Origin of the sequence: Desulfonatronum thiodismutans, assembly GCF_000717475.1 — a bacterium.
GTDB lineage: Bacteria > Desulfobacterota > Desulfovibrionia > Desulfovibrionales > Desulfonatronaceae > Desulfonatronum > Desulfonatronum thiodismutans.
Genome location: NZ_JPIK01000001.1, coordinates 1 through 25539, shown reverse-complemented (window position 1 = coordinate 25539; position 25539 = coordinate 1). Strand labels below are relative to the sequence as shown.

At 58.5% G+C, this 25539-nt stretch carries 29 protein-coding genes and 1 pseudogene; 21 read left to right on the top strand and 9 right to left on the bottom strand.

Translation table 11 applies throughout. The features are described from left to right. Nucleotides 1–425: 425 nt before the first annotated feature. Both GY33_RS21880 and GY33_RS0100145 read left to right on the top strand, forming a co-directional pair. A pseudogene (locus GY33_RS21880) lies at nt 426–656 on the top strand (DnaA N-terminal domain-containing protein); the annotation flags it as partial. A gap of 156 nt (nt 657–812) precedes the next feature. Further along, nucleotides 813–2060, top strand: coding sequence for a DnaA ATPase domain-containing protein (locus GY33_RS0100145; protein ID WP_235185419.1), 1248 nt, complete (start codon nt 813–815; stop codon nt 2058–2060). Nucleotides 2061–2117: 57 nt separating this feature from the next. Here the strand turns inward: GY33_RS0100145 and GY33_RS0100140 are convergent, their stop codons facing one another. The 5 genes from GY33_RS0100140 to GY33_RS0100120 form a co-directional block, all read right to left on the bottom strand. After that, the gene (locus GY33_RS0100140) at nt 2118–3158 is read right to left on the bottom strand and encodes a glycosyltransferase family protein (protein ID WP_031385391.1); all 1041 of its coding nucleotides are present in this window, start codon (nt 3156–3158) and stop codon (nt 2118–2120) included. Nucleotides 3159–3361: 203 nt separating this feature from the next. Continuing rightward, nucleotides 3362–4864 carry an MlaD family protein gene (locus GY33_RS0100135; RefSeq protein WP_235185418.1) on the bottom strand — a complete coding sequence of 501 codons (1503 nt, stop codon included), beginning with the start codon at nt 4862–4864 and terminating at the stop codon, nt 3362–3364. A gap of 23 nt (nt 4865–4887) precedes the next feature. Next, nucleotides 4888–5649 (bottom strand): ABC transporter ATP-binding protein, encoded by a 762-nt coding sequence (locus GY33_RS0100130; RefSeq protein ID WP_031385389.1) that lies wholly within the window; start codon nt 5647–5649, stop codon nt 4888–4890. Nucleotides 5650–5666: 17 nt separating this feature from the next. Further along, on the bottom strand, nt 5667–6437 hold the full coding sequence (locus GY33_RS0100125; protein ID WP_031385388.1) for an MlaE family ABC transporter permease: 771 nt from the start codon (nt 6435–6437) through the stop codon (nt 5667–5669). 120 nt (nt 6438–6557) lie between these two features. Beyond that, nucleotides 6558–7082, bottom strand: a complete 525-nt coding sequence (locus GY33_RS0100120) for an HD domain-containing protein (RefSeq protein WP_235185417.1) — start codon at nt 7080–7082, stop codon at nt 6558–6560. 301 nt (nt 7083–7383) lie between these two features. Here GY33_RS0100120 and GY33_RS0100115 point away from each other — a divergent pair, with 301 nt between their 5' ends. From GY33_RS0100115 to GY33_RS0100050, 14 genes are all read left to right on the top strand, one after another. Beyond that, entirely contained in the window at nt 7384–7569 is a 186-nt protein-coding gene (locus GY33_RS0100115; RefSeq protein WP_031385386.1) for a hypothetical protein, read from the top strand. Between the two features lie 39 nt (nt 7570–7608). After that, complete coding sequence (locus GY33_RS0100110) at nt 7609–8157, top strand: nitroreductase family protein (RefSeq protein ID WP_031385385.1); 549 nt, start codon at nt 7609–7611, stop codon at nt 8155–8157. After that, complete coding sequence (locus tag GY33_RS0100105) at nt 8158–8778, top strand: MBL fold metallo-hydrolase (RefSeq protein ID WP_031385384.1); 621 nt, start codon at nt 8158–8160, stop codon at nt 8776–8778. A gap of 5 nt (nt 8779–8783) precedes the next feature. Further along, complete coding sequence (locus GY33_RS0100100; protein WP_235185416.1) at nt 8784–9467, top strand: flavodoxin family protein; 684 nt, start codon at nt 8784–8786, stop codon at nt 9465–9467. Beyond that, nucleotides 9434–10267, top strand: a complete 834-nt coding sequence (locus tag GY33_RS20165) for a ComF family protein (RefSeq protein WP_084184675.1) — start codon at nt 9434–9436, stop codon at nt 10265–10267. The genes GY33_RS0100100 and GY33_RS20165 overlap by 34 nt, the downstream gene beginning before the upstream one ends. 141 nt (nt 10268–10408) lie before the next feature. Further along, entirely contained in the window at nt 10409–10723 is a 315-nt protein-coding gene (gene rplU / locus GY33_RS0100090) for a 50S ribosomal protein L21 (RefSeq protein WP_031385381.1), read from the top strand. A 15-nt stretch (nt 10724–10738) separates the two neighbouring features. After that, nucleotides 10739–11005 (top strand): 50S ribosomal protein L27, encoded by a 267-nt coding sequence (gene rpmA, locus GY33_RS0100085; RefSeq protein WP_031385380.1) that lies wholly within the window; start codon nt 10739–10741, stop codon nt 11003–11005. A 197-nt stretch (nt 11006–11202) separates the two neighbouring features. After that, complete coding sequence (locus GY33_RS0100080) at nt 11203–12081, top strand: CheR family methyltransferase (protein WP_031385379.1); 879 nt, start codon at nt 11203–11205, stop codon at nt 12079–12081. Nucleotides 12082–12121: 40 nt separating this feature from the next. Continuing rightward, entirely contained in the window at nt 12122–13339 is a 1218-nt protein-coding gene (locus GY33_RS0100075; RefSeq protein WP_031385378.1) for an HDOD domain-containing protein, read from the top strand. 27 nt (nt 13340–13366) lie between these two features. After that, the gene (locus GY33_RS0100070; RefSeq protein WP_031385377.1) at nt 13367–13858 is read left to right on the top strand and encodes a chemotaxis protein CheX; all 492 of its coding nucleotides are present in this window, start codon (nt 13367–13369) and stop codon (nt 13856–13858) included. Nucleotides 13859–13916: 58 nt separating this feature from the next. Then, nucleotides 13917–14150 carry a hypothetical protein gene (locus GY33_RS0100065; RefSeq protein WP_031385376.1) on the top strand — a complete coding sequence of 78 codons (234 nt, stop codon included), beginning with the start codon at nt 13917–13919 and terminating at the stop codon, nt 14148–14150. A gap of 28 nt (nt 14151–14178) precedes the next feature. Further along, on the top strand, nt 14179–15120 hold the full coding sequence (locus GY33_RS0100060) for a P-loop NTPase family protein (protein WP_031385375.1): 942 nt from the start codon (nt 14179–14181) through the stop codon (nt 15118–15120). 41 nt (nt 15121–15161) lie between these two features. Next, complete coding sequence (gene obgE / locus GY33_RS0100055) at nt 15162–16238, top strand: GTPase ObgE (protein WP_035270825.1); 1077 nt, start codon at nt 15162–15164, stop codon at nt 16236–16238. Next, nucleotides 16231–17007: a SagB/ThcOx family dehydrogenase gene (locus GY33_RS0100050; RefSeq protein ID WP_031385373.1), complete on the top strand. Its 777-nt coding sequence runs from the start codon at nt 16231–16233 to the stop codon at nt 17005–17007. The genes obgE and GY33_RS0100050 overlap by 8 nt, the downstream gene beginning before the upstream one ends. A 28-nt stretch (nt 17008–17035) precedes the next feature. Here GY33_RS0100050 and GY33_RS0100045 read toward each other — a convergent pair whose 3' ends face one another. The 3 genes from GY33_RS0100045 to GY33_RS0100035 form a co-directional block, all read right to left on the bottom strand. Next, entirely contained in the window at nt 17036–17635 is a 600-nt protein-coding gene (locus tag GY33_RS0100045; RefSeq protein ID WP_031385372.1) for a Maf family protein, read from the bottom strand. Nucleotides 17636–17666: 31 nt separating this feature from the next. Continuing rightward, nucleotides 17667–19028 carry a dihydrolipoyl dehydrogenase family protein gene (locus GY33_RS0100040; RefSeq protein WP_031385371.1) on the bottom strand — a complete coding sequence of 454 codons (1362 nt, stop codon included), beginning with the start codon at nt 19026–19028 and terminating at the stop codon, nt 17667–17669. Nucleotides 19029–19221: 193 nt separating this feature from the next. Further along, complete coding sequence (locus GY33_RS0100035; protein WP_031385370.1) at nt 19222–20274, bottom strand: NAD-dependent epimerase; 1053 nt, start codon at nt 20272–20274, stop codon at nt 19222–19224. Between GY33_RS0100035 and GY33_RS0100030 the strand changes: the two genes are divergently transcribed. The 4 genes from GY33_RS0100030 (at nt 20273) to GY33_RS0100015 (ending at nt 24570) form a co-directional block, all read left to right on the top strand. Further along, entirely contained in the window at nt 20273–20593 is a 321-nt protein-coding gene (locus GY33_RS0100030) for a hypothetical protein (protein ID WP_031385369.1), read from the top strand. The genes GY33_RS0100035 and GY33_RS0100030 overlap by 2 nt on opposite strands. Before the next feature lie 217 nt (nt 20594–20810). Then, nucleotides 20811–23267 carry a type I DNA topoisomerase gene (gene topA / locus GY33_RS0100020; RefSeq protein ID WP_084184674.1) on the top strand — a complete coding sequence of 819 codons (2457 nt, stop codon included), beginning with the start codon at nt 20811–20813 and terminating at the stop codon, nt 23265–23267. A gap of 183 nt (nt 23268–23450) precedes the next feature. Beyond that, nucleotides 23451–23648 (top strand): Rpn family recombination-promoting nuclease/putative transposase, encoded by a 198-nt coding sequence (locus GY33_RS21875; protein WP_407637349.1) that lies wholly within the window; start codon nt 23451–23453, stop codon nt 23646–23648. Then, nucleotides 23623–24570 (top strand): RpnC/YadD family protein, encoded by a 948-nt coding sequence (locus GY33_RS0100015; protein WP_051822123.1) that lies wholly within the window; start codon nt 23623–23625, stop codon nt 24568–24570. Before GY33_RS21875 ends, GY33_RS0100015 begins: the two co-directional genes overlap by 26 nt. Before the next feature lie 11 nt (nt 24571–24581). Here GY33_RS0100015 and GY33_RS21170 read toward each other — a convergent pair whose 3' ends face one another. After that, the gene (locus GY33_RS21170) at nt 24582–24746 is read right to left on the bottom strand and encodes a hypothetical protein (protein ID WP_153304570.1); all 165 of its coding nucleotides are present in this window, start codon (nt 24744–24746) and stop codon (nt 24582–24584) included. Between the two features lie 411 nt (nt 24747–25157). Here GY33_RS21170 and GY33_RS0100005 point away from each other — a divergent pair, with 411 nt between their 5' ends. Next, the gene (locus tag GY33_RS0100005; protein WP_031385364.1) at nt 25158–25400 is read left to right on the top strand and encodes a hypothetical protein; all 243 of its coding nucleotides are present in this window, start codon (nt 25158–25160) and stop codon (nt 25398–25400) included. The last annotated feature ends 139 nt before the right edge of the window (nt 25401–25539 follow it).

Here is a 25539-nt window from a genome sequence, read left to right as displayed (position 1 = left end):
CAGCGCCGATGATACTGCGGTCCTAATCGTGGGAAAGTAGGACGCCGCCAGATCATTTCTCAAAACAAAAACGCCCGCTTAGATAACTAAGCGGGCGTTTTTGCGTCTGATAACCATGGTGCATTAAAGACGTTGTGACAACGCATGTGCACCAAATTCTCTGCTGTTGAAAAACTGGCAAACCATCCGTAACAGTTGTCTAGATTAAAGAAGGAATATGAAGAAAAAAAGTGACTTTTGCTGATTTATGGACTTTATAGGATTTTAGTTTTTCTCTTGACGCGCATAAAGCCAAGCTGGATCAGGAAATGGTCTGGGCGCTGATTCTCTTCGAATATCTAGTAGGTTAGGAGAGTCTCGATTAATTTTAACAGCTATTTCGGTGTATTAATTGTTCGTGGAAAAGTTGATCGCTGAAAAGTAAAATGGCTGATACGCTGGTTGCAGCAATTTTCCGAACCGGTGTAAGTAGCAAACCCATGAGCGTCGTTTGGAAAAAATCCCTTGAAATTTTAGAAAAATCAATTAATCCAATCCATGTTCGGGCTTGGCTGACGCCTTTGAAAGCTCGCTTGGATCAAGACGGATTGACCCTCGCCGCCTCCAATGGGTTCGTGGCCTCATGGGTCAAAAATCGATACTTGGGGGTCATCGAACAGGCAGTACGTCAAGTTGCAAACCGGGAGCTACCCGTGCGGATCGATTGTGCTCCGTTTGATGGAATCGAGAAAATACCGACAAAAACGCCAAAGATAGCCTTGCAAAATACATCCGAGTTCATCGAAAGGAGAACGGACACACTATCCTTGGAAATGGCATCATCGACAATCCCCGTGAACGTCTCCGGAACTTCTATAGGCCGGGACGGACGTGTTGAGCGTTCCGTGCCCCAACGTGCTCTCCGGCATTCCGTGTCCGCGGACCGCCAGCACGCCCTTCCTCTTCCGGTCTCCGCTCCCGTGCCCATGGTTCGGATGACCGGAAATTCGACCGAAGACGGCGCAGGGTTTGATACCGGAAGATGGCGATTTTCTTTCAGGGACTTCGTGGTAGGGCCAAGCAACGAATTGGCCTTTAGCGCTGCCCGGAGCATTTGTCGCCATCAGCTGGTCACGGATCAGTTCTATCTTTGTTCCGCGCCTGGTCTTGGCAAGACCCATCTGCTTCAAGCCATCGGCCAAGAGTTGACGGCTAATGGCGGTACGAAGCAGGGACGGGTCAGGTTGGCGTATCTCACTGCCGAGGATTTCGCCTGCAGGATGGTTATGGCCTTGAAGCAGCGAGAGATGGAGAGTTTCAAGGCCGGTTTTCGGGATGGGGTGGACGTTTTGCTTTTGGAGGACATCCATTTCCTTCAGGGCAAGGAAAAGACCCAGGAAGAACTGCTGGCCACGGTCAAGTCCTTGCGAGGTGCCGGAAAAAAGGTCGTTTTTACCAGTTCTTTTCTTCCCAAGGAACTCCCCAAGCTGGACAGTCTCCTGGCGTCGCAGTTCTGTGACGGATTCATGGCCGTGATTGACAAACCCGACTTCGAAACCCGAATGCGCATCCTTGAGGCCAAAGCCCGTGTGTTTCAGGTTCAGATCCCCCATGATGTGAACGAGTTGTTCGCCAACTCCATTCAGAGCGATATCCGCTTGCTGGAAAATTGCCTCCAAAATTTGGTGATCAAGGCTCGTCTGATGAATCAGCGCATCACCCACGGCTTGGCCCTGGAAGTGTTAAAAAACTATGCGCCTCATACGCCCAAGCCGGATTTGGAGAAAATTATCGCCTTCATTTGCCGGTCTTTCAATCTTTCTCATGGTAGTCTGCGGACCAAGAGCCGAAAAAAGGAAAACGTCCTGGCTCGGAATACGATTTTTTATCTCGCCCGGAAGCACACTGATCTGTCCTTGAAAAATATCGGTGAAGCCTTCAATCGCAAGCATTCCACCGTGATCAAGGGCATTACCCAGGTGGAGCGGGAGATGTCCCGCCAGAGCCCGGTGGGCCGGCAGATGGACCGTTTGGTTCAGACCTTGGAAACTCAGACCACCGGCTGCAACACTATCCACTGACCAAGCAAGGCCGGTTCTTTGGTTTGAAGCGGCGCGGGATCATCGTCCGTTCCGCTCTTAAGTCTCCCACGATTTGATTTTCGACCACGCATCAAGGACTTGTTCGCGTTGGGCTTCCAGAGCAAAGGCATCGGCGGTAAGCTGCCCTGCTCGGAGCGCTTGATCCAGCTTTGGTCCTTTATTCGTCCAGATGTGGACGGCCTGTTCCAGGGCCAGAGCCGCGGCAAGGGCATCGGCGTCCGGGACCCAAAAGCCGTTGCCCGGCCATGGGTTATTTGGGACTGGAAACCAGGGACGCCATGGTTCTTCATCTTCCCCACCTGCTTCTCCGATGGGGGTCATATACTCCCACCCTCCGAATCCGGAGAAGCCCACGGGCAGGCAGCCGCAAGCCATGGCCTCCAAAGGGGGCAGAGGGCAGCCTTCTGGAAAGCCGGTGGACAGGAAAATATGATTGTGGGCCAATAGCTTGGAGACTTCTGGGTGGGATCGGCCTTGAATGTCGGTCCAAATCATATGATCCGCGGTAGAAAATTCCGGATTTCGGGCGGCAAACAAGTCCCGGATCAGTTCAGCCAGGGCTTTGTTCTTACGTGACATGAAGGCCACTCGCAGTGGACCGTCCGGTTTCCGCTCCGGAGAATAAAACAGGGATCGATCGATGCCAGGCCGCACCACCAAGCTTGACCGACCCAAGGCTTGCTTAATGAACCAAGCCACCGGGCGGGAAACGGCCAGAAGGGAGACGGGCAGATCTTTCCAGGACACGCCTTGAGGCAGGCTGGAAAAAAGATACGCCCAGTTCTGAACGTAAACCACGCACTTCGCCCCAGCCCGCAAACCTGGCGTAAGGGCGTTGGCCCACCCCTCGGGAACCAGCCAGACATCATCGCCACTTAGTTGAAGTTGGTCCCATTCCATCACCGGAACCCGGAACCTCTCCGGCAAGGTAGGGCGTCCTCCTTCCCTGCGCACCACCCGTACCGGAAAATCGCTTTGCTCCAAGTGCTCCGCTACTTGCAGCAGAACCGCCAACCCGCCGCTTATCTTGGCCATGGGCGGGAGAAAGACGTATGTCGTGAAGTTGGAAGAGGGCATGAAGGAAGTGAGGTTGGCTTGCCGTTGAGACGGATTCCAATCGGTTCCGGGCGATCATCCCGAGTTGTGGAGCTTTGGGCTTTCGTGCCCGTGGCCTTACTCAGGCAGTGGCATACGCGACATTCCTGGCCAGCCGTCCGGGATCGTCAAGATTATCAACCAAGAAAACGGCAAGAACCGCCCTGAATCCGTCACTGAGCGGTTCAGTTTCCGGGTACCGGAACGCTGGTGAGCAGGTATTTCAGGTCTTCGTCCGTGAAGTAGAAGCCGAGTCCGGCGTAGAAGGAGCGGCGGTCCGATCGGATGAAGTCGTCCATGCCCAGGCTGGCGTAAAAGTTGCGCAGGAAATAAAGTTTGGCTCCGGCCTTGAGGTGCGGGTTGTCGTCCGGATCAAAGTCAAAGGCTTCGAAAAGCAGTTGGACCCGGTCGTCCCAGAGATAGTATTCCAGACCCACGCCGCCGGTGCTCTCGATCAGGCCGCCGCGCAGCACCAAGTTGTCCCAGCGTTTGGCAAGTTGGGCCGAAAAGGTGATCTTGCTCTGGCGGTATTTGTCTTCGATTTCCCGGATCGTGGTCCGCTCCCCGTTCACCCAACGTTCGGTGAAGGTCTCGGTCTTTTCCCGGCGGCCGCGAGGATTGTCCACCACGGAAAGCAGGTAGTACTTGTCCTCCGCCGGTTGCAGGCGCAGGGTCAGGGCGGATTTTGTCTCGCCGTGGCGAGCCAGGTACTCGCTGGTGAAGTCCACGGAGGTCCGGAACTGGTCCTGCTTGGTGAGGATTCTGTTCAGGCCTTCCAGGGCCTTGTCCAGTTCCTGGGCCGTGGTGTCTTCGTTGATCAGCTTGCCCAGGGTGCCTTGGCCTTCGTCGATTTTTCGAGAGACGCTTTCCAGGGAAGCAACTGTTTCCCGCAGGTCGTGACCCATTTCCGGATCGTTGATCAGCTTGGCCAGTGGGCCTTCGCCGGACTCCAGGCGGGCCAGCACTCCTCCGGCCTGCTCCAGGGTGGTCTTGAGTTGGCCGGAGGCGACTTCCAGGTTGGCAACGATCCGGTCGATGCCTTCCTTGTTTGTCCCGGCGATGTCCCGTAGGTCCGTGGAAAAATCGCGGAAATTACGGACTATGAATTCAACGCTTTCCGCGTTGGCCTGGACCATCTCGTTCAGGCCCGTGGCGGCGTCGCGCAGGCTTTGGAAGGCTAAACGCAGGTCCTGCTCACCCTGTTCTCCGCCGAAGACGCTAGCCGCGCTACGGGCAACGACGCGGATATCGTCGGCGATTTCACCGACCTTGGTGAACAACTGGTCCAGGTCCGCCGGGGTGTCGCCCCGGGCGATCCGCTCCCCGGTTTCGACACGGGGAAACGGATCGCTGCCGGGCGAAATCTCGATGAATTTGTCGCCCAGCACTCCTCGGGTGCGGATAGTGGCCACGGCATCGGAGCGGATCTGGACGTTGGGCAACAACTGGAGGGTTACCCGTGCTCGGTTCTCATCCAGGGTGATGGCTTGGACAAGACCGACCTCAATCCCGGCGATTTCCACCGGCGAATTGGTTTTTAAACCGGAGACGTTGTCGAAAAAGACGTCCACCTCGTAGCTGTCCCTGGGCACGAACACGCCGGTGCCCACCTTCAGGGTCATGTAGGCCAAGGCCGCGAGGGCGATCAGGACAAAGACGCCTACCTTGATTTCTGCTCCGGATCTCACGATCTCTGCTCCATGGAAGATAATTAAACGACTTTGATCGGCCCTTGGGCCCGACCGTGGATGAACTGCTGGACCACTTCGTCGTCCCAGTCCCGGATCTGGTCCGGCGTGCCCTGGGCGATGATTCGTCCGTCGAAGAGCATGAACAGCTTGTGTCCGGTGCTCATGGCCGCCGGGATGTCGTGGCTGATGACCACGCAGGTGGCCTTGAACTCGGATTGGGTACGCACTATCAGTTCATTGATAGCCGCTGCCATGACCGGGTCCAGTCCGGATGTCGGCTCATCGAAGAGAACGATTTTCGGATCCAGGGCCAGGGCCCGGGCCAGGCCGACCCGCTTGCGCATCCCGCCGGAAAGTTCCGACGGGAGCTTGTGTCCCTTGTCCTTCAGACCCACGGCGGTCAGCTTGTCCGCCACAATGTCCAGGATTTCCCGGCGGCTTTTACTGGTGTGCTCCAAAAGCGGAAACGCAACGTTATCCTCCACGTTCATGGAGTCGAACAAGGCTGATTCCTGGAAGAGCATGCCGAATTTGCGGCGGATCGGGGCCATCTTCCGTTCGCTCATTCGGGCGATGTCCTGGTCGTCGATGATCACCTGGCCCTGGTCCGGGCGCATCAGGCCGATGATGTGCTTGAGCAAAACGCTTTTGCCGCCGCCGCTGCGACCGATGATCACGCTGACCGAGTCCTTGGGCACGGCCAGGTCCAGGCCGCGCAGGACGTGCTCCTTGCCGAAGCTCTTATGAACTTGGCGCAGTTCGATGATCGGTTCAGCGGTCATGTCGGTTTGTCGCCATGCTACATCATGAGGGCGGTGAGCACGTAGTCGAAGGTCAGAATCAACACGGAGGAGAGGACCACGGCCTGGGTGGTGGCCCGGCCCACACCCTCGGCGCCGCCTCTGGTGTAAAAGCCTTTGTAGCATCCCACCAAGGTGAGAATCAAACCGAAGCAGGCCGCCTTGATCAACCCGTTGTAAATGTCGCTGAGTTCCACGAATTCGTATATTTTGTTCATGAAGATCCCCCCGTGGATGCCCAGCATTTTGACCCCGACGAGATATCCGCCCAGCACGCCGATGAAGTCGGACAGGGCGGTGAGCAAGGGGACCATGATCACCCCGGCTATTATCCGCGGCAGAACCAGATACTGGACCGGATTGATGGCCATCACGGACAAGGCGTCCACCTGCTCCGTGACGCGCATCGTGCCGATCTCCGCGGCAATGGCCGACCCGGCCCGTCCGGTGACCATCAAGGCAGTGATCACCGGCCCCAATTCACGGGTCATGGACAGGGCCACGGTGGCCCCGACCAGTGTCTCGGCGGAAAACATCCGGAAGGCGTAGTAGGTTTGCAGGGCCAGGACCATGCCGGTGAACAGCGAGGTCAGGGCGACCACGAACACTGAATTCACGCCAATGAATTCCATCTGCTTGAAAAAAAGTCGCCAGCGCCAGGGCGGACGGAACAGCCAGCCCAAGGCCTCCAGCAAGAGCAGCATTATCCGGCCGGTTTCCCGGGAAACGTTCAGGGCGACGGTGCCGAGGGAGGAAAGGAGTTGGGTCATGGGAGGGCAATATTCAGAATTCAGAACACAGGAGTCGGAAGGTTGAAGGTGGAAGACGGAGTAGGGCGATCGGTTTCAGCATTCTGGATTCCGACTCCTGTATTCCGACTTCTTTCTTTTTCATTTTCTCCACCAGGATGGGTCCGGACCGGTGAACCACCAGTCCGTGTGGTCCGTACGCAGGATGACCTCGGCCAAGTCCTTGGCCGCGTCGGTGCGCAGCCGCGGTACGGCGCAGTCGATCCATTTGGCGGCGTAAGGATTGCCCAGGTCCTGTTCCTGCTTCAGATTCAGGATGAGGTCAAGCTGGTCCGCGTCGTGAACCAGCTGGGCCTCCAGGGTGTTTTCGCCTTCCAGTTCGTGCCACCATTGGATCACTTCGTCCAGGCCTGTCCCTTCGAGGGCGTGTTCCAGAGCCAGCAGGGCGTTGCGGCTGTTGTATATTCGATTGACGTAGTTGAAGTCGCCGATTCGGGTTTCGTGAAGGTCGTGGAACAGGGCCATACCCATGGTTCGCCCCATGTCCGCCCCGGTCAGCGAGGCCAGGACATAGGCGATGACCGTGGTCCGGAAGGAGTGCTCGGCGACGTTTTCCTGGCCGGAGCCCAAAAACTGGTAGCCTGTGCGGGGCGTCTTTCGTAACATGCCGACTTCAAATAAGAAATTTGTCAGTCGTTGGTTTCGGGCACCGTCTGGAAGAGAGGCGTCGGAAGAAGTCGCACCTTGGGCGGCGTGGTTGTCGAAATCTGATGTAATGCGCGTCATGGGTGGTTTTGAAGATCTGTGCGGCGGCAAGTTTCCTCGGCTATCCGTCCAAAGATAAAAGACCTATAGTCGTCCAAGAATGGGTCGCTGGTCAAGCTCGGCGCGACAAGTGTTTTTTCAAGACGGTTGCCAGTTCGGGGGATGGATTGTATGGCTATTCAAAACAAAACGGTGGTGCAATATGACACATGATTCGCAAAAAGGCCTGCATCCCTTGATTCGCGGCGCGATTATCGGGGGCTCCATCGGCTTGATGGCGGTGTGGTTCGGATACGACATGGGCCGGGCTTTTTTTCTTGGGGTTATCTGTGGCGGGTTGGGCGCGTACACGGCCCAGCGCATTCAGGAAAAACGGCGCAAGAAGTGAACAAACCGGCTTCTTGTGGCTTTGTCACGGAGGATCGTCATGTCCGCTGAACATGCCGAAATGAGCGTTTTTCAGGCCCTGCTGGGGCGGCGCAGCGTGCGAAAATTTACGGATCGGCCCGTGGATGTCAAGGATCTTCGACGGATTCTGGAGGCCGGACGCTGGGCGCCCAGCGGGTTGAACAACCAGCCCTGGCGCTTTTTGGTCGTCCGAGCCGGAGATCCCCGGCAAGCGGCGTTGGCCGGATTGACGAAGTACGGCCACATCGTCCGCGAGGCCCAAGCCTTGATCGTCGTATTCCTGTACAAGCCTGCCATGTATCATGAAGGCAAGGATAATCAGGCAGCCGGGGCCTGTATTCAGAACCTGCTCCTGGCCGTTCACGGTCTGGGGCTGGGCGGGGTCTGGCTGGGCGAAATCATCAATCAGGAAGATCAAGTCATGGAGGCGCTCCAACTAGGCACCGAGGAGTACCGGCTGATGGCCGTGATCGCCCTGGGCCATCCGGCTCAGCCGTCCTCGCGGCTTGACGCCGCCGCTGGCTCCTCGCGGCGTCCCTTGGAAGAACTTCTTTTGGAGGCTTTGTAAATGACTTCAGTGCATACCTTTCCCCTGGGTCCCCTGCAAACCAACTGCTACCTCGTGATCAACGGCAATGAGGCCCTGGTCGTCGATCCGGGCGGGGCCCCGGACGCGGTTCTGAATTTCGCGGCGTCCAAGAATTTGCAGATCCGGCTGATTCTGAACACCCATCTCCATTTCGACCATCTCTACGGGAACCAGGCGCTGCACTTGGCCACCAAAGCTCCCATTCGCGTCCCTGAAAAGGACATCCCTTTACTGGCCAGCGGAATAGGCGGCGGCAACTACATGGGGATGCCCAAGGTGGAGACCTTTGCGTACGAGCCCATCAACGAGGGAGAGTTGTCCCTGATCGGGCTGGAATGCAAGGTGTTGGCCACTCCCGGGCATAGCCCGGGCAGCCTGTCCTTTTATTTCCCGGAACTGGGCGCGGTGTTCGTGGGCGACGTGCTTTTCGCCGGGTCCATCGGACGGACGGATTTTTTCGGTGGCGACCTGGAGACGTTGCTTGGCGCGGTCCGCTCCCGGCTGTTCACCTTGCCGCCGGAGACGGCGGTTTATCCCGGGCACGGTCCAGCCACGAGCATCCAGGAAGAACAGCGAACCAACCCGTTTTTTGAGGAGTAGCCTTCATGGCCAATGGAGAAAGGGAGGCGGTTCATCCCGTCGACTCCATGGAGGAGATCGCGCCCTACGCCGTTGGCGACTTTACCTCCCCGGCGATTTTTTCATGCAGTCCGCGCAGCGGAGGCAACAGCGACAACGCCGCGGAGTTTTTTCGGGAGGGGGTGCGTCAGGCCGGTGGGCGCGGGCAATTGTTTTATCTTAGGGACTACACAGTTCATCCTTGTCTGGGCTGCATCCGCTGCGAACAGGATCCGCGGGGAGAGTGCTTTCTGACCGCCAGGGATCAAAGTTCGCCCCTGTTCCAGGCTTTGCTGGCCGCGCCGATGCTCTTCATCGCCGCGCCCATCTACTTCTACCACCTGCCCTCTCAGTTCAAGGCCTGGATTGATCGCAGCCAATCTTACTATCTACGCTGGGAACGGGGGGATCCGCTGCTTAAGAAGCTTCCTTCACGTCCGGCGGTGGTCAACCTGGTGGCCGGTCGGCGTCAGGGAGAACGATTGTTCGAAGGGGCGTTGCTGACGCTGAAATATTTTCTCACCACCTTCAATTTCACCATTCAGGAACACCATGCCTTTCGCGGCATTGATGCATCCGAGGATTTACGCATGCATCCCCAGGCTGGAGAGGAATTGGTTGCCGCGGGTCGGGAAGCATGGACGAATTTAGTCAAAAAGAATCGGGCCTGAGTCCGCTTCGGCATGTCGTGAGCCTGTGTCGTGACGTTGCCGCGGGCTTTTTCCGATCCGGCTTTCCAGCGCTGAAGCGGCGGTGTCCGGTTTGCGGAGTTCTTGCGGACGTGGATGCTCCAGGAGGGAGCGGAGCTTGCGGCGACGATTCGAGTGATGGGCTCGGTACATGCGCCGTCTGCCGAGCGGAACTCCCGCAACGGACCGGGGGATTTTGTCTTCGTTGCGGTCTGATCTTTCGTGTTTCTTCGGGGCCCGCGACGATTTGCCTGGATTGCCGGGTCACCCCGCCGCCCTGGGAGGATGCCTTTTTTTATGGGGCGTACGAAGGACGCCTCAAGGCTCTGGTGTTGCGTTTCAAGTTTCAGGCCCAGCTTGGGCTGGGCGAGGTGTTGCATGGCTTGCTTCGCCGCTCGCTGGAATATCGCGACGTCTCCGGCCATGACCTGATCGTTCCCGTACCGTTGCACCCTCGACGACTGCGAAGGCGTGGATTCAATCAGAGCCTGGAATTGGCCCGTGGCTTAGCCCGCGGTAAGTTCGGAGGCCGGTACGGACGGTTGGAACCCCAGGTCTTGGTTCGGGTGCGCGATACGCCGCCCCAGCATACCCTGCCCAGGGCCGTACGCATGCGCAACCTAGCCGGGGCTTTTCAGGGCGATCCATACCTGGCCCGGGGCCGATCCGTGCTGTTGGTGGACGACATCCTGACCACCGGAGCCACGGTCCGAGCCGCGACCAAAGAGTTGAAGCGGTGTGGAGCGACGCGCGTCGACCTGATTGTTCTAGCCAGAGCCTGAGTCGAGGTCTCTATGGAGGTGTTTCTGGAGGCTTGTCATGGCGTCCGGGGTGAAGAAAATCTTGTGAACATCGAAAAAAGCCCTTGACGATGCGAAAGTGTTTCGCATATGAGGGCTGTTTCTGCATTTGGGAGGCCGATAATGAAATATGCAATCGTGGAGTCAGGCGGGAAACAATACCGCATGGAAGAGGGAGCGAGCCTCAAGGTCGACAGAATTCACGCCGAACCCGGCGCGGAAGTCTTCCTGGACAAGGTTTTGCTTGTTGGCGACGGCGATGAAGCCGCCGCCGGACAACCGTACGTGCCGGAAGCCAAGGTGGCCTGTGAGGTCCTGGAGCACGGGCGGGACAAGAAAATCATCGTGTTTCGGTTCTGGCGACGCAAGGATTCCCGCAAAAAACAGGGGCATCGTCAGGAATTCACCCGAATCATGGTCAAATCTATTCAGGCCTAGTCAGAGAGGAGCATCATGGCACATAAAAAGGCTGGAGGAAGCTCCAGAAACGGTCGCGACAGCGCGGGTCAGCGTCGAGGTGTGAAACGCTTCGGCGGCCAGCAGGTATTGGCCGGCAATATCCTCGTCCGCCAGTTGGGGACCAAATTTCATCCCGGTAAGAACGTCGGCATGGGGCGGGATTACACCCTGTTTGCGTTGACCGACGGCGTGGTTCAGTTCGAGCGCTACACCCGGCAACGCAAGGTCAAGACCAGGATCAACATCGTTCCCGCGAGTTAGGCCGAGCGATTCCTTCGGGCATCGTGCGATTATCCGGCATGGTGCGGTAAGGTTTTCAAAAGTGCGGACTCCGGAGTCCGCACTTTTTTTTTCTCCCTGCTTTTCTTTTGTGCCGGGGTTTGCTATTTTCCTTTAAAAAATCCTTGAGTGGGATTGTTTTCTCTCCCTCGCTCATCTTCAATCATCGAGAAAGTTCCATGGCTCTGAGCACACCAAGCACCTTGAATCTGCGGCAGTCGCCGCCGATCAGCGCCAAGGAGTTCGCTGAACTGCGCCAATATATCTATGATCTTGCCGGTATCGACATCCCGGAGCGGCGCAAATATCTCCTCGAAAATCGTCTTGGCCCGCGGCTTTCGGAACTGGGTCTGCGCAGTTACGGCGAATATACGATGCTCCTGCGGCGCGGGCCGAATAAGGACGAGGAGCTGAAATACTTTTTTTCCAAGATTACCACCAATGAAACCAGCTTTTATCGGGATCTCAAGCAACTGGACGTCTTTGAAAAGCATGTGCTCAAGGAAGTGCTGGAGGAGCGTAGCAAGTCAGACGGGAAGGATTTGCACATTTGGTCCGCCGGTTGCTCCTCCGGCGAAGAGCCCTATACCCTGGGAATCATGCTGCACGAGGCCCTGCGCATGTCCATCATCGGGTGGAAGATACGGATTACGGCCAATGACCTTTCCCCGGACATGATCGCCAGGGCCAGGGACGGCTTGTACGGCGAGCACGCCTTGCGGACCACGCCAAAGGACATCGTCGACCGGTATTTCTCCAAAGAGCCCAGCGGTTATAGAGTCCACCCCAAGGTGAAAAAGCTCGTCTCTCTGGGGCTGATCAATCTGAACGACAAGTTGGCCGTGAAGCGCGTGCCGCGGTCGCACATCATTTTCTGTCGCAACGTGATCATCTATTTTGACGACGACATGAAGCAAAAAGTCATCGCCGGTTTTTACGACAATTTGCTGCCAGGGGGATACCTTGTGCTTGGCCACTCCGAAACCATTCACAAGCATTCTCGCGCCTTCAAGCCCCTGATCAAGCCCGGGGGAATCGTGTACAGAAAGGAAGCGTGATGCGATTCGCTCGGATTTCTTACCGCAACGGAGGTTGGCTGTGATCAGAGTCTGCACGGAATATCTCCTTCCCGGCATGATATTGGCGAAAAAAGTTCCGGGGGTGGACGGGGGTATCCTTCTGGAGTCCGGCACATTGCTCGGTGATGAGCAGATTGGCCTGCTCAAGAAAATCGGCCTCTCCGCCGCGTACGTACGTTTGCCCGTGAACATGAACTTCGAGGCCGAGGTCGTGCGTCAGGCGGAGCGTCATGTTCGAAATTTTTTCATATATGTCGATCCGGATCATGAAGCGCTGAAAAGCCTTTTTTCCATCGCCGTGAAACGTACGGCCGCTGCCGTGGCGAGCGGGTGGGAGATGCCTTGTGAAAGTGCGCTGCGGGCCAAGAACGTGGAGCACCTTTCCGACGAGTTCATCAAGGATGTGGGCAACGCCGCGCAAATCGTCCGCCATGAGGTCGGTCTGGCCTCGTTTCCAGATATCTATTTCAAGATTCGGGAAGTCCTGGACAATCCCAAAAGTTCGGCTCGGGACATCGCCGACGTGGTGAACACGGACGTAGGATTTTCAGCCAAGCTGCTCAAGCTGGTGAATAGTCCTTTTTTCGGGTTCACCGCCACCGTTGATTCCGTTTCCCGTGCGGTCTCCCTGGTCGGGGCTCAGGAAATTTCCACCCTGGCCTTGGGCATCTCGACCATCAACTATTTCAAGAACATTCCCCCTGAGTTGATGGACATGCGTACGTTTTGGCGACACTCCCTGCGTTGCGCCGTGTTCGCCAAACTGATCGCGGCCAAATTGAAGCTGCCTTCCGAGCGCCATTTCACCGCCGGGTTGCTGCACGATGTCGGTCGGTTGATCATTTTCAAAAACATGGCCTACGCGTCGGTTGAAGCGTTGCTTCTGGCTCGAAGCGACATGGTTCCCCTGGTGGAGGCCGAAAACACCGTTTTGGACTATAACCATGCCGACGTGGGGGGGGTGTTGCTGGCCGAGTGGGGTTTTCCAAAAGCCTTGAAGGATCTCATCCGCCACCATCATGCCCCGGACGTGGCCGCATCCAGGAAAGAGGCCGCGATTATTCAGCTCGCTGACATCATGGCCAATGTCGCGGAAATATCCTCCGGCGGTTTCTATGCATTGCCCGGAATGACGCAGGAAGATTGGAACCTCCTGGAGCTGGACGCGCACTTTTTGTCCAAGCTGATGGACATGCATGACGCCCACTTCGAGGAAATCACGGCCGTGCTGCTTTAGTCGGCCGCCATTCCCCCTTTTGCGCTCATGGCTGTTCGCTTCGATGTCGGCATCATCAATCCGTTCCTGGACGCTGTTGTCGGCGTTTTGGGCATGATGGCCTCGGTGAAGGCCCAACCCGGCAAACCGTACATCAATCGCAAGCGATCCGCCGTGGGCGACGTCACCGGGACCATTGCCATTTCCGGGTCCGCCGACGGGGTGATGTCGTTGACCCTGGAAGAGGCGGTGATTTTGAAGGTCGTCAACAACATGCTCGCCGAGAACTATACGGAGATCAACGATGAAATCGCGGACGCCGTGGGCGAGTTGACGAACATGATCGCCGGACAGGCTCGTCAGGACTTGGTCAAGGAAGGCATGACCCTCAAAGCCTCCACTCCCACGGTGATCATCGGCAAGGGACACAAGATCAGCCACATCACCTCATCCCCGATCCTGTCCATTCCCTTTACCACTAGCGAAGGCTCGTTAGTGGTGGAGGTTTCCTTTGACTCCGCGGAGCCCGAAACCGCCTGACTTCCCTCGTCTCAACTCACGCGCCACGTATAGCTGGGCACGTCTGAATCAAACCGCCGTGCTGACCATCAAATGTTCCGGCTGCAAAGCCAAGCTGTGGAAGTACAAAAAGATCGGGCCGGGCAAGGTGCTGCGTTGCCATAAAACCCGGATCAGCAAGCGGTTCGAGGTCCAAGAGCGGGACGGAAAGCTGACCTGTCCGTGCGGCCGGGAGATCGCGGCGGACATGGGCCGCTTTTATAAGATGCATCCGGATGCGTTCACCCACACCGGAACAAAAGATACGGCCTAAAGACACGTCCAGGCATTCGTCTTTCCATATGCTGTCACGCTTTTTTTTACGCAACCCCGCTACCCGCGCCTATTACGATCAGTTTGTCTCCAGGCCTGACTATTCGATCTGGAAGTGGCTGCACGGGTATGTTTACGGTCGTTGGCCAGAGCTGTACATCGCCTTGGGCACCGGGCGACATCCGTTGGCTCGGGCACTCAGGCCTTTGAGCTTGCTGTTTCGAACGCCCAAACCCGCGGCTGGTCAACCTGGGCCACCGAGTTCTGGGCGCAGGACTTTTGCCGACACCTATCATGGCAAGGTGCTCCTCCTGGACCATGCCCGAAAACTGGTGACGGTGAACCGGGACATCGACCTCGGCGATCTGGAGCAGGTCGTCCCGTATGCCGCGGCTCGGGAAATCGTGTTGCGGCATCCGAACCATATCCTGGCTCTGGACTGCCCGTGTCGGGCCTCCAGCCCCAATCCCTGCGTCCCGGTGGGCGTATGCCTGATCGTGGGAGAGCCCTTTGCCGGGTTCATCGCCGCGCACCATCCGGATAAAAGCCGGTGGATCACCCAGGATGAAGCCCAGGAGATCCTCAAGGCGGAACACGACCGGGGCCACGTCCACCATGCCTTTTTCAAGGACGTGATGCTCGGCAGGTTTTACGCCATCTGCAACTGCTGCTCCTGTTGTTGCGGTGCCCTGCGGGCCCACCGGGGCGGGACGCCCATGCTGGCCTCGTCCGGGTACGTTTGCGTCATGGACCGAACACTCTGCCTTGATTGCGGATTGTGCGCCAAGCAGTGCCAGTTCCGGGCCATTCAGCGACGGAACAAGGAGTGGGAGGTGAATGCCGTCGCCTGCATGGGCTGCGGGGTCTGCATCCCCAAGTGTCCGCAAGCCGCCCTGAACCTGGTCCGCGCGCCGCATCGCGGCGAACCGTTGGATATTCAAGAAATAATGACCCGTCGCGACCTCTCCTGACGAGAGTCCATGCGACGAAGAACCATCAAGCAAGGTGACTCATGCGATTTGTCGATGAAGCGGAAATAACCGTTCGCTCCGGCCACGGTGGACATGGATGCGTGTCCTTTCGGCGGGAAAAATATATTCCCAGGGGCGGTCCGGATGGCGGGGACGGAGGTCGGGGTGGAGGGGTCATTTTTCGGGCTGAACCCAAGTTACTCTCCTTGTATGACTTTCGACTCAGACGAGTCTATGAGGCCCGCAACGGCCAGCCCGGCTCGGGCCGGGAACGGGCCGGCGCGGACGCCGAGGACCTGATCGTGGATGTTCCGCTGGGGACTCAGCTATTCGAGGTGGGTGAGGACGGAGAGCGCCGTCTGATCGTGGATCTCGCCGTTCCGGGCCAGACCATCGTCCTGGCCAAGGGCGGTCGGGGCGGCAAGGGCAACACCCATTTCAAGTCCGCCACCATGCGCACGCCCCGGTTCTCTCAACCGGGGGAGGACGGGGAGGAAAAGAGGATTCGGCTGGAACTGAAGATCCTGGCCGACGTGGGGATCATCGGGTTGCCCAATGCGGGCAAGTCCACGCTGATCTCCGCCCTGTCCGCGGCCCGTCCGAAGATCGCCCCGTATCCGTTCACCACCCTGTCCCCCAATCTGGGCGTGATGCAGGGCGAGCAGGGCGAACGGCTCGTGCTCGCCGATATTCCCGGACTGGTCAGCGGGGCCCATGAAGGGCGCGGGCTGGGACACAAATTCCTGAAGCACGTGGAGCGGACCCGCTTTCTGCTGCATGTTCTCAGCGTGGAGGAGATCGCCGGGCCCGAATCGTCGGGAGATGGTCAGGAGGGAGAGCCCTGGACCGGTTACACCTTGCTGGACGAGGAATTGGCCGGTTTCGACCCGGCCTTGAGCCGGAAGCGGCAACTGCTGGTGGTGAACAAGATCGACCTCTGGCCCGAGGATCGTCTGGCTTGGTTGCGGAAGCGGGCTGAACGGGATCGGCCCGGATTGATGCTGGTTTCCGCTCTGGAGGGGACGGGGCTGGAGGAACTGGAGAGAAGACTGTGGGCCTTGCTGGATGAGTCGGCTGGAGGGAATGCGTCAGTGACGGAGGAGCAAGTCGATGCGTGATGATCGCTTGCGGGCCCATCGCCTGTTTTTGACCGACCACCTGCGCAAGCAGACGGATTTTTCCAGGACCGCCCAAAATCTGGGGCTCACTCCGCCCCCGGTACAGATACCGGCTCCTCTCGAAGCTCGGAAAGTCACGCTGTCCACTCCTGACCAATGGCCGGACGCAATGGGGCGTACGCCTCTGATCGAAGCCATTGCCCAGAGGGAGAGTCGACGCAGGTATTCCGGCGAGGAATTAAACCTGGTCGAGCTGTCCTTTCTGCTTTGGGCCACCCAGGGAATCCGCAAGATGCTCGGCCAGGGCACGGCCTTGCGCACAGTGCCCTCGGCCGGGGCCCGGCACAGTTTTGAAACGTATCTGTTCATCAATAGAGTTGTGGACTTGGCGCCAGGGCTGTACCGCTACCTGCCCCTGGACCACGCACTGGTCCACGTCCGGGAGGTGCCGGACATGGAGTCCTCGCTGACCCGGGCCGCCTATGGTCAGAAATTCTTAGGCCGCGCCGCGGTCACCTTTGTCTGGGCCTGCATTCCCGAACGCATGGAGTGGCGCTACGGCCTGACCGCCCATCGGGTTATTCTTTTGGACGCGGGCCATGTCTGCCAGAATCTCTATCTGGCCTGCGAGGCCGTGGGGGCCGGAACGTGCGCCGTGGCGGCCTACGACCAGGAAGAAATGGATCATCTGCTGGGCGTGGATGGCGAGGAGGAGTTCGCGGTCTACCTCGCGCCGGTGGGGAAGAAGGGGGCAAGAGGTGAAGAGTGAAGAGCGTGCGCGGGCCGAGACCGCATTTTCAAGGGCGGTGCGGAGTAATGATCGAGCGGTTTAGCAGGCGCTGGACCACCTCGGCCAACGGGAGTCCGACCACGTTGGTGTAGGAGCCCTGAATGCGCTCCACAAGGCATGCGGCCCGCTCCTGAATGCCGTAGGCCCCGGCCTTGTCCATGGGCTCTCCCGTGGCCACGTAGGCGGCTAGAACCTCCGGCCCGAAGTTTTGCATCCACACGGTGGTCCGCACGGCGAAATGTTGCTCATCGGCGTTTTTTGGATCCAGCAGGCAGCAGCCCGTAATCACCACATGCTCCCGCCCGGCCAGCCGTTCCAGCATGGCCAGGGCCTCCCGTGTATCTTCCGGCTTACCCAGTACATCTCCCTTCAGCACCACGATGGTGTCCGCGGCCAGTACCACGGCCTCCTGATGCATTTCAGCCACTTCACGAGCCTTGCCCCTGGCAGCATCCAAAGCAAAGGCCCCGGGGTCAGTTCCGGGAGTGAAGGCAGGTTCGGGAGCCAAGGCCGGGTGGATGGAAAAATCCAGCCCCAGACTGGCGAGAAGTTCCTTTCGCCGTGGTGAGCCGGACGCCAGGACCAGGGGAGTCAGCGTGCGGAACATGGCCTTGAGATCCAAATTGTGGAGGACGGGGTCATTGGGGGGTCGTCAGCAAGGCGTGTCGCAGCGTTTCATCCAGGGTGGGGTGGGCGAAGATCAGGTTTTCGGCCTGGGATCGGCTCCAGCCTTGGGCGACCATGATCGTGGCCGTCGTGACCAGGTGCAGCACGCCGTGGCCCACGGCGCTGACGCCGATCACGGTATCGTCGTGCCAAAGGACTTTGACCAGGCCGTGAGGCGCCGCCGCGGCCTGGGCCACGGGGTTGGCGGCCAGCTGGGCCTTGGATTCGGTGCAGGACAAGCCATTGGCTCGAGTCTCCTCCAGAGTGGGGCCGACCCGGAAAGCCTCCGGATCGCCGTAGATGCAGAACGGGATGGGACCCGGCGCGTAGGGGCCGGAGATCTTTCCGGCGGCGTACCGGGCCGCGAACCGGCCCTGGTCCTCGGCGGCATGAGCCAGCAGGGTCATGCCGTTGCAGTCGCCCACGGCAAAGATATGCTCGCTGAGCATCAGATTCTCGTCCACTTCCAGAGCGTTTTTCTTCCTGGCTGGGAGAATCGTTTCCAGTCCCGGAAAGTGGGTGTTGGGCTTTCTGCCCACGGCCACCAGCACTTTGGATGCCGTCACTTCCTCTTCCGCACCGAGACGGACGCGGATTCCTTCCGCCGTTCGTTCCAGCGCACAGACGGTCGCGTTTGCCCGCACGGTCACGCCCTGGCGCTTGAGCATGGAGGCCAGTTGGGCGCAGATTTCCGGATCTTCGGTGGGGGCGATGCGCTCGGCGGCTTCGATCAGCGTCACGGACGAACCCATGCGCTGGAAAAACTGGGCCATTTCCAGGCCGATGGCCCCGGCCCCGATCACGATCAGGGACACCGGGACGGTCGAGAGGTCCAGGGCGTGGTCCGAACTGAGCACGGCCTCGCCGTCCGGGGTCAGGAGTTCCGGCCAGGATGGAGCCGAGCCCAGGGCCAGGATCAGGCGGTGAAAGTCGACCCGGGTTTGCGTATCGTCCGTCGTTCGCACCAAGACCTGGGTCGGCCCGCTCAGTTCCGCTTCCCCGGAGATCAACCGTATTCCCGCCGTTTCCAGCGTTTTGGTCATGGCCTGGCGCGTGGCCGCGAGCAGGGACGTCTTGCGCTTTTGCAGGGCGGCCATGTCCGCGGTGAAGCTCCCCTGGCCCAGGCGCAGCCTGGACTGAGCCGCTATGGCGGGAATGGGGGCCGTGGCTCCGAGGAAGAGCTTGGTGGGGATGCAGCCCCGGTTCAGGCAGGTACCTCCGAGCAGGTTCCGTTCCACCAGCGCGGTGGACCTGCCCAGGGCCGCGGCTTCCAGGGCTGCGGCATAGCCCGCCGGACCAGCCCCGATCACCAGGATGTCATATGTTTCCGTCATAAGTGACTCTCCGCGTTCGTGACCCCAGGGCAAATCTGCTCACATCAAAATCCAAATCGCGATCGAAATCGGAATCGAAATCGGAATAGAACAATGTAGTGCATCACCCTGTGGTTACGTCGCCTGCCTGGGCATGACGCTCGATTTCGATCACGATTTCGATTTCGATACCGATTTCAGATACCTGGCCGGATCAGACTTGGAAAAAATCCCGATACCAGTCCACGAAGCGCTGAATGCCCACCCGCACCGGAGTGTTCGGGCGGTAGCCCAGGCCGCGCTCCAGGTCCGCGGTGTCGGCCCAGGTGGCCGGGACGTCGCCGGGCTGAAGCGGCAGAAAGTTCTTTTCGGCCTTCTTGCCCAGGGCTTCTTCCAGGGCTTCGATGAACCGGATCAGTTCCACCTGCTGGGAATTGCCGATGTTGTAGACCTTCCAAGGGGCCGGGGATGAGGATGGGTCCGGGGCCGTCCCGTCCCAATCCGGGTTGCCCTGGGGCGCATGGTGGATCACCCGCAGCACGCCCTCGACGATGTCGTCCACATAGGTGAAGTCGCGCCGCATTTGGCCGTGATTGAAGACGTCGATGGGCCGGCCTTCGAGAATGGCCTTGGTGAACAGGAACAGGGCCATGTCCGGACGGCCCCAGGGTCCGTACACGGTGAAGAAGCGCAGTCCCGTGGTGGGCAGGCCGTAGAGATAGCTGTAGGTGTGGGCCATCAGCTCGTTGGACTTCTTGCTGGCCGCGTAGAGGCTGATGGGATGGTCCACGTTGTGGCGGGTGGAAAAGGGCATGGTCTGGTTCAGCCCGTAGACCGAGGAACTGGAGGCGAAGGCGAAGTGCTCCACGGGGTGATGGCGGCAGGCTTCCAGCAGGTTCAGGAACGCCAGGAAGTTGCTTTGCATGTAGGCGTGGGGATTGGTCAGGCTGTAGCGCACCCCGGCCTGGGCCGCGTAGTGCATTACCCGGTCGAACTTCTCTTGAGCAAACAGGTTCATCAGCCCGGTCCCGTCCTCCAGGTTCATGCGCACGAAGCGGTAGCCGGGGTGGATCGTGCTCTGGATCGTCCGGTTCACGGCAATGTCGGCCTCCGCGATCCCCGAGTGGGCCAGTCGTCCGTATTTGACCCGGACGTCGTAATAATCGTTGATATTGTCCAGGCCCACCACCTCGTGCCCCTGCTCCAGCAGGCGCAGGACGGTATGGAAGCCAATGAATCCGGCGGCGCCGGTGATCAGTATTTTCATGAGTATTCTCCAGGGATTCGTTGAGATGGGGCAAGACAGCCGTGTGAACCTATCCGCTCTCGGGTTCGCTGTCATCCCCCGACCAAAGAGGATGGTGGATAAATCCATTCTCATCGAAATCGAAATCGCAATCGAAATCGAAGAATTCCACGCATCATCCCGTGACAAACTCGTCTTCTTGGACATGACGTCCGATTTCGATCACGATTTCGATTTCGATACCGATTCAGACAGCGGGAGGAAAGCGAGTACAAGTCCGCCCGGGAAAGGGTATGGCGGGGGCATTTTTGTTCTCTGTAGAATTTCAATGATTTCATGATTGTAGGTTGCAGGGTGTTCATGAGGACTCCCCAGGGAAGGGCGACACCCATCGAAATCGAAATCGCTATCGAAATCGGAAAGTTGCCAGAAATCGATTTCGATTACGATTTCGATATCGATACAGAGCTACCGCAGTTCGAGAACAAAAAGGCCCTGAGGGTATGGCGGGGGGGGCTTGCCATGGGGCCGAGGGATGGGTATTTGCCCTGCGCATTATGAGTAAAGATTTGATCATCGTTGAGTCGCCGGCCAAGGTTAAAACCATCAAGAAGTTTCTTGGACCGGATTATGAGGTCAGCGCCTCGGTGGGTCACGTTCGCGACCTGCCGAAAAAGGTGCTGGGAGTGGATGAAACGGGCGATTTTGCCCCGGAATACGAGGTGATTCCCGGCAAGCTGAAGGTCGTGGCCCAGCTCAAGAAACTGGCGGCCCAGGCGGACCAGATTTATCTCGCCCCGGACCCGGACCGGGAAGGCGAGGCCATCGCCTGGCACGTGGCCGAACTGATCAAGGACGCCAATCCGCGGATCAAGCGGATCCAGTTCAATGAGATCACGGCCAGGGCCGTGCGCGAGGCCCTGGAGCATCCCAGGACCCTGAACCTGGATCTGTTCAACGCCCAGCAGGCCAGGCGGGTGCTGGACCGGCTGGTGGGCTACAAGCTTTCGCCGCTGCTCTGGCAGAAGGTCAAGCGCGGCATCTCCGCGGGCCGGGTCCAATCCGTGGCCTTGCGCCTGATCGTGGACCGGGAGCGGGAGCGTCAGGTTTTCGAGCCCAAGGAATACTGGGTCTTCAAGGTCAAACTGGCGGACAAGAGCGCCGCGGTGATCGAGGCCGACCTGTGGAAGGTGAGCGGCAAAAAGCCGGACATCGGCTCCGCGGACCAGGCCGGAGAGCTGGAGGCCGCGGTTTCCAAAGCGCCCTTCGTGGTGGAGGCCGTGGATGAAAAGGAACGGCAGCGTCAGTCCGGCCCGCCCTTCATCACCTCCACCCTGCAACAGGAAGCCAGCCGCCGCTTTTCCTATCCGGCCAAACGGACCATGTCCCTGGCCCAGCGCCTGTACGAGGGCGTGGAGCTGGGGGATCGGGGCATCCAGGCCCTGATCACCTACATGCGGACCGACTCGGTGCGCACCTCGCCGGATGCGATCAAGGACGTGCGCAAGCTGATCCTGGAATCCTACGGACCGGATTATTGCCCGGAAAAGGAACGCTATTTCAAGTCCCGCAAATCCGCCCAGGAAGCCCACGAAGCCATCCGGCCCGTGGACGTGACCCTGACCCCGGAAATGCTCCAGGCCTATCTGCCCCGGGACATGTACCAGCTCTACAAGCTGATCTGGACCCGCTTCGTGGCCTCGCAGATGAGCCCGGCCCGGTTCTGGGACACCACCATCACCGTGGCCGCGGCCCACACCCAGTGGCGGGCCAAGGGCGAGCGGCTGATTTTTCCCGGCTATCTCAAGGTCTACGGCGGAGGGGAGGCGGATAAGAACCAGGAACTGCCCACCTTGACCCCGAAGCAGGAACTGCGGCTTCAGGAACTGCTCAAGGAACAGAAGTTCACTCAGCCGTCGCCGCGCTACAGCGAGGCCTCGTTGATCCGGGAGCTGGAAGAAAAGGGCATCGGCCGGCCCTCCACCTATGCCCAGATCATCTCCACCCTGCTGGACCGGGAGTACGTCACCCAGGAAGAGCGCCACTTCGTGCCCCTGGAACTGGGCTACGTGGTCACGGATCAACTGACCGCGCATTTCACCCGGCTGATGGACGTGGATTTCACGGCCCAGATGGAGGAATCCCTGGACCAGGTGGCCGAGGGCGGCCAGGATTGGGTGGAGCTGATGCGCAGGTTCACGGGCGAGTTTTATCCCGTCCTGGACAAGGCCAAAAAGGACATGGCCGCGGTGAAGGGCGGGATCGACGCCGGAATGCCCTGCCCGGAATGCGCCAAGCCCCTGGTGATCAAGTTCGGCAAGGCCGGAGCCTTTCTGGCCTGCTCCGGGTATCCGGACTGCTCGTTCACCGGCAACTTCACCCGGGACGAGTCCGGAAAGATCAAGACCATCGAGAAGCTGCCCAAGGAAGAGGCGGTCAAGGTCGGCACCTGCCCGGACTGCGGCGGGGACGTGGTCCTGAAAAAGGCCCGCACCGGCAGCCGGTTCTACGCCTGCGGCTCCTACCCCAAGTGCAAGTACACCAAATCCTACTCCACCGGGGTGCCCTGCCCGGCTGATGGCTGCACCGGCGACCTGGTGGAGCGCAGCTCGCGCTTCGGCAAGATGTTCTTCTCGTGCAGCCGCTACCCGGACTGCACCACGGCCATGCCCGCCCCCCCGGTGGCCCAGCCCTGCCCCAAGTGCGACTTCCCCATCATGCTCCGCCGCCACACGGAAAAGCGCGGCAACTACCTGTCCTGCCCGGTCAAGGAGTGCCGCCACTTCATCCCGGTGGCCGAGGACTTCGAGGAAACCGAAGGCCCGCTTCCGGACTTCTCCGAACCCACGCCCAAGAAGGCCGCGACCAAGGCTGCCGACAAAGCCGCCTCAAAAGCTGCTTCAAAAACTCCCTCGGATTCAACCAAACCGGCTCCGAAACGAACGGCAACCAAGAAAGCCACGACAAAAAAGCCCGCGGCCAAGAAATCCACCCGGGCCAAGAAGGCCGAGTAAATAGGGGCGCTTCAGAAGGCAGATACTGATGCACGCTAAGGAGGCGAGCAAGAATAAGCTGAACAGAAGTTGCCAGATTCCCAACCAATATTCACGTTGTCTGATGCATGGCGAGGTGTTATTGTCCCAGCTATTATAGTTCCAGCTATAACAGTCGGAGCTGTAATTTCGTGAATCCTGGCCATGAGCCCCAACCAGAGGCGTGGAGCAGGCAACCCGCCTGCCCTTTGGGAGGTCGCCGCCAACTTCCTGGCCAACTACCTCCCGGACAAGGTTTTGAAGCATATCCGCCTGGATACGCTGACCATTAACAAAGACAGCTTCGTAGGCAGGAGCCAGGCTGACCAACCACGCTATGCCCCAGGAATCCCACGACCATAACTTCAAAAACGTCTTCCTGGACTTCCCGCGTGAGTCTCTGGAACTTTTCTACCCTCAAGCTCTGGAACAGTACGGCGAGCTACAGGAGATTACCTTTGTCCGCCAGGAACCGCGCAAACATCGCTTATCTGACTCCGGCTTGGCCCTGGACATGCCGATCCTGTTCCGGTTTGCTCGTGGAGCCTTGCTGCTCTGGTTGGTGGAGTTCCAGGAGGACAAGGAGAAGTTCTCCATCTACAGGCTGCTGCGCTACGCCACGGACCTGATGGAAGCCCACCCGGACGCCGTGGTTATTCCCACGGTTCTCTTCACTGACCGGAAAGCCTGGCGCAAAGACGTACCCCGCAAGCTGGAGAGCATTTTCGCCGGAACAACTTTTCTCCACTTTGAGTACGTCCATCTGAAACTGTTTGCCCTTCACGCCAAAGATTACTACAGTGTGAACAACCCGGTGGCCAAAATCCTCATGCCCAAAATGCAATACCCGCCATCTGAACGACTCGAAGTCTTGCGCCACGCCTACCTGGGCCTCTATCAACTGGCATCACGGTTGCTTTTTGAAAAATATACAGAATTTATTGACGTTTACGCCCAGGTACAGCCGGAAGAACAAGAGGCCATCTGCGCCGACATCATGGAAAACGAGGAGACCGCCATGCTCGCACAATACATCAAGAATCTTGGCCGTGACGAAGGGCGTGTCGAAGGCCGTGTCGAAGGCCGTGTCGAAGGGGAATTTGTAGGTGAGGTAAAAGGACGCCAAGCCATTATCCAACGCCTCTTCACCAAACGCTTCGGCAAAAGCATCACGGACATGGACGTCCAGGAACGCCTCCGCAACGCAACGCCTGAACAGCTTGACCTGTGGGCCGAACGAATCCTGGACGCCAAGAATGTTGACGAGGTGTTCAAGGACAATTGAGGGCCGGGCTGTCAAAGCCAAGGTTTCTGGAACTGAGAACCGCCAGCTTTGCTCAAGGCGTCGAGGACTCCGAGGAAAAACCATTCATCAATCTTGACGTTTTCCATTTGAGCAGGATAAGCATGCTCATCTTTTTCCAAATGAGGCCGATCATTAGAAAAATCTCGCGTCAGCATGCTCTCAAACCCTTATCATCTCCCCCCGCCCGGAGCGGTCCAATGCTTATCCGGCTGGTTTAAGCCCCTGACATGGAATTCCTTGTCGCTTTCGTGCGGTGATATATTCCGAAATGTTACGCCCGCTTTCGCCTTTTCTGGTGAGGGCGGGCGTTTTTGTTGTGCTCGCTCACTAGTTTCTGGGGTATAGCCCATCGGCGTCATGTAACGTGTTGTTTTAAATTTAATTTCGCGATTATCGACGAGTTGTCGACTTGAAGCCCAGTCAGGTTATTCGTTAGCCTTTTGGAAAGTTCCAGAGGGAGGTGGCGAGTGTTTTCCGGGAGACTGGTGTTTTCTCAAGTGATGGATTTCATATTCACGACAAAGCCGTGCGTGCTGGCGGCGTTGGGAACAAAAAGGAGACTACGCATGACAATGACAGCAACGGACCTGCCACTGGAGGCGCAAGAGCGACTACTAGATTTCGCAGAACACCTCCCCGAAACAAAACGATTTCTCTTCATCAAAAACGTCGCTGAACGTGTTGGCGACTTGGCAAAGAACCATCCACGCACCATCATCTTCTCAGCCCTTGGCTGGGTTCTAGGCGAAATGGTCGATAACCCAACTTTCTGGGTTGCCGCTTGCTTAGTAACTATTTACGCTCTTTGACATAATTCCTGGTTCAAGCCGAAGCACTCGATCGCTGCCCCGCATACTTCGGAAATCATGGCGGTGAATATAGGCTTCGCGTGTTTTCCCGCCCTGACCCTCATGGATTCTGCGGGACCCAACAAACCTTTTGGTGCGG

Bases quoted from the DNA above. Each gene is read 5' to 3' on its own strand.
- GY33_RS21170 (WP_153304570.1), bottom strand. From the start codon at position 24,746: ATGCTGACGCGAGATTTTTCTAATGATCGGCCTCATTTGGAAAAAGAT.
- GY33_RS21875 (WP_407637349.1), top strand. From the start codon at position 23,451: ATGAGCCCCAACCAGAGGCGTGGAGCAGGCAACCCGCCTGCCCTTTGG.
- rpmA (WP_031385380.1), top strand. From the start codon at position 10,739: ATGGCACATAAAAAGGCTGGAGGAAGCTCCAGAAACGGTCGCGACAGC.
- GY33_RS0100100 (WP_235185416.1), top strand. From the start codon at position 8,784: ATGGCCAATGGAGAAAGGGAGGCGGTTCATCCCGTCGACTCCATGGAG.
- GY33_RS0100070 (WP_031385377.1), top strand. From the start codon at position 13,367: ATGGCTGTTCGCTTCGATGTCGGCATCATCAATCCGTTCCTGGACGCT.
- GY33_RS0100145 (WP_235185419.1), top strand. From the start codon at position 813: ATGGCATCATCGACAATCCCCGTGAACGTCTCCGGAACTTCTATAGGC.
- GY33_RS0100060 (WP_031385375.1), top strand. From the start codon at position 14,179: ATGCTGTCACGCTTTTTTTTACGCAACCCCGCTACCCGCGCCTATTAC.
- obgE (WP_035270825.1), top strand. From the start codon at position 15,162: ATGCGATTTGTCGATGAAGCGGAAATAACCGTTCGCTCCGGCCACGGT.
- GY33_RS0100045 (WP_031385372.1), bottom strand. From the start codon at position 17,635: ATGTTCCGCACGCTGACTCCCCTGGTCCTGGCGTCCGGCTCACCACGG.
- GY33_RS0100130 (WP_031385389.1), bottom strand. From the start codon at position 5,649: ATGACCGCTGAACCGATCATCGAACTGCGCCAAGTTCATAAGAGCTTC.
- GY33_RS0100030 (WP_031385369.1), top strand. From the start codon at position 20,273: ATGAGTATTCTCCAGGGATTCGTTGAGATGGGGCAAGACAGCCGTGTG.
- GY33_RS0100110 (WP_031385385.1), top strand. From the start codon at position 7,609: ATGTCCGCTGAACATGCCGAAATGAGCGTTTTTCAGGCCCTGCTGGGG.
- GY33_RS0100015 (WP_051822123.1), top strand. From the start codon at position 23,623: ATGCCCCAGGAATCCCACGACCATAACTTCAAAAACGTCTTCCTGGAC.
- GY33_RS0100125 (WP_031385388.1), bottom strand. From the start codon at position 6,437: ATGACCCAACTCCTTTCCTCCCTCGGCACCGTCGCCCTGAACGTTTCC.
- GY33_RS0100080 (WP_031385379.1), top strand. From the start codon at position 11,203: ATGGCTCTGAGCACACCAAGCACCTTGAATCTGCGGCAGTCGCCGCCG.
- GY33_RS0100140 (WP_031385391.1), bottom strand. From the start codon at position 3,158: ATGCCCTCTTCCAACTTCACGACATACGTCTTTCTCCCGCCCATGGCC.
- rplU (WP_031385381.1), top strand. From the start codon at position 10,409: ATGAAATATGCAATCGTGGAGTCAGGCGGGAAACAATACCGCATGGAA.
- GY33_RS0100120 (WP_235185417.1), bottom strand. From the start codon at position 7,082: ATGTTACGAAAGACGCCCCGCACAGGCTACCAGTTTTTGGGCTCCGGC.
- GY33_RS0100050 (WP_031385373.1), top strand. From the start codon at position 16,231: ATGCGTGATGATCGCTTGCGGGCCCATCGCCTGTTTTTGACCGACCAC.
- GY33_RS20165 (WP_084184675.1), top strand. From the start codon at position 9,434: ATGGACGAATTTAGTCAAAAAGAATCGGGCCTGAGTCCGCTTCGGCAT.
- topA (WP_084184674.1), top strand. From the start codon at position 20,811: ATGAGTAAAGATTTGATCATCGTTGAGTCGCCGGCCAAGGTTAAAACC.
- GY33_RS0100035 (WP_031385370.1), bottom strand. From the start codon at position 20,274: ATGAAAATACTGATCACCGGCGCCGCCGGATTCATTGGCTTCCATACC.
- GY33_RS0100105 (WP_031385384.1), top strand. From the start codon at position 8,158: ATGACTTCAGTGCATACCTTTCCCCTGGGTCCCCTGCAAACCAACTGC.
- GY33_RS0100005 (WP_031385364.1), top strand. From the start codon at position 25,158: ATGACAATGACAGCAACGGACCTGCCACTGGAGGCGCAAGAGCGACTA.
- GY33_RS0100040 (WP_031385371.1), bottom strand. From the start codon at position 19,028: ATGACGGAAACATATGACATCCTGGTGATCGGGGCTGGTCCGGCGGGC.
- GY33_RS0100115 (WP_031385386.1), top strand. From the start codon at position 7,384: ATGACACATGATTCGCAAAAAGGCCTGCATCCCTTGATTCGCGGCGCG.